At 73.0% G+C, this 1,893-nt stretch carries 2 protein-coding genes and 1 pseudogene; 1 reads left to right on the top strand and 2 read right to left on the bottom strand.

Features of this window, described 5'->3' with window-relative positions; translation table 11 throughout:
- The coding region (locus B7767_RS16815; protein ID WP_143652522.1) for a PASTA domain-containing protein at positions 1-694 on the top strand (694 nt) is incomplete at its 5' end.
- Between the two features lie 87 nt (positions 695-781).
- On the opposite strand, the gene B7767_RS16810 is transcribed toward B7767_RS16815, so the two are convergent.
- Together B7767_RS16810 and B7767_RS47305 are read right to left on the bottom strand one after the other, a co-directional pair.
- On the bottom strand, positions 782-1,321 hold the full coding sequence (locus tag B7767_RS16810) for a bacterial proteasome activator family protein (protein ID WP_085572900.1): 540 nt from the start codon (positions 1,319-1,321) through the stop codon (positions 782-784).
- Between the two features lie 381 nt (positions 1,322-1,702).
- A pseudogene (locus B7767_RS47305) lies at positions 1,703-1,893 on the bottom strand (hypothetical protein); the annotation flags it as partial.

Raw genomic sequence — 1,893 nt, 5'->3', positions numbered from 1 at the left:
GGTGTCCCCGCCGGTCGGCCAGGCGCCGCAGGCACCCACGGGCAACGTGCAGACGCCGTACCAGCCCGCACCGGCACCGCACCCGTACGGCACCCCGGCGCCGTCCGCGCCGTCACCCGCGTACGGCTATCCGCAGCAGGGCGGCGGCTACCAGACACCCGCCCCGTCGCCGTACGCGCCGCAGCCGGGGCCGGGGACCCCGCCGCCGTACGACATCACGCCCCAGACGTCCGGCTCGGGCGGCGGCCGGAACAAATCGGTGGTCATCGGGTCGGTCGTCGTCTCCCTCGTCGCCGTCGGCGGGCTGATCGCGGCGCTGATGATGAACGGCGGTGACGAGGATCCGCAGGCCGGCGGAGGCGGCAGCGCCTCGGCGTCGGCGTCCAAGGCGGAGGGCTACCGCGGACCCGACACGTCGAAGAAGATCGACAAGGAGAAGTGCGAGGAGCCGTACGAGTCGTCCAACGACCCCGACAAGATCCAGCTCCCGGACTTCAAGTTCAAGTACATCCAGTCGGTGAAGGAGTGCTTCCAGGCCGCCGGCTGGGGAGACTTCAAGATCATCGAGGTCGACGAGAACACCTACGGCGAGGGCTCCGTCAGGGAGCAGTTCCCGCCGGCGGGCACGGACGTCGACCCCGAGAACATGCCCGAGATCACCCTCAAGGTCTCGACGGGCAACCCCCCGTCCTAGACCCCCGGGACGCACGAGGCGTGACGAAGGGGCCCGGCATCGGATGCCGGGCCCCTTCGTGGTGTTCGGACGGGGACGTCGCGCGGTCTACAGGTACGGGCCGCCCGAACGGCCGCCCGGGTGCGGGTCCTCCGAGCCGTCACCGACGCCGGGCGGAAGGGCGCGGCGCATCTGCTCGAGCTGGGCGCGCGCGGCCATCTGCTGGGCGAAGAGCGTGGTCTGGATCCCGTGGAACAGGCCCTCCAGCCAGCCCACCAGCTGGGCCTGGGCGATCCGCAGTTCGGCGTCGCTCGGGGTGTTCTCGTCCGTGAAGGGCAGGGAGAGCCGCTCCAGCTCCTCGACCAGCTCCGGGGCCAGGCCGTCCTCCAGTTCCTTCACCGAACTGGCGTGGATCTCCTTGAGCCGGACCCGGCTGGCCTCGTCCAGGGGAGCCGCGCGCACCTCCTCCAGCAGCTGCTTGATCATGCTGCCGATCCGCATGACCTTCGCCGGCTGCTCCACCTGCTCCGTGAGCGGGGTCTCGCGGGAGTCCTCGTCCCCGGCGCCGCCGCTGAGCGCCATGCCGTCCTGGCCGACGACCAGGATCTGCGGATTCTCCGGCGACCGTTCGTTCCTCGGCATCTCCATGCCGCCATTGTCGCGCACGGCCGTGTGCCGTTTCGGCGGTCCCCCCGGAAGCGGGGTTCTTCGGCGGGGGTCCACCCGACGGCCGTATCCGGAATGCCGGGAACGTTCGGGAATGCCAGGCTGTTTGGCGTCCATCCGGCCCATCTTGCCGACGGTGCGACCGAGCACCGGCCGGCGCGGGAGGTCACGGTCGTGGCTCCATGGCTGCGTGTAGTGGGGACGACGGTTGTTCTGGTCACGGGGGCGGCGGTGGTGCCGTACGGCCCCGTCGTGGCGCCCCCCGGCACGGGGTCGGCGTACGGCGCCGCCCCCTCGCCCCCGCCCCCCTCGTCCTCGTCGTCCCTCTCGTCATCGTCCTCGCCGTCGCCCTCCGGGGAGCCGTCACGGGCCGGGAGCCGGCCGGGTGAGGGCCGGGACCGGCCGGGGCGGCACGAGGGGGCCGAGAGGGAGTCGCGGGAGCGGGAACGGGAGCGGGAGCACGGCGACCGGGACGGTCCGGACGACGGGGGCGCGGGCGCCGTACCGCGGAAGCCGGGGCGTGCCGAGGGGGTGGGCGAGCCGCCACCGCGGCC

It is taken from the genome of Streptomyces sp. 13-12-16 (assembly GCF_002114215.1).
In the GTDB taxonomy this organism is placed as follows: Bacteria; Actinomycetota; Actinomycetes; order Streptomycetales; family Streptomycetaceae; genus Streptomyces.
Note: the sequence above shows the minus strand (reverse complement) of the source record. Positions and strands in the feature narration are given on the sequence as shown.

Coding starts and splice junctions, on each gene's coding strand:
- B7767_RS16810 (WP_085572900.1), bottom strand. CDS start 1,321: ATGGAGATGCCGAGGAACGAACGGTCGCCGGAGAATCCGCAGATCCTG.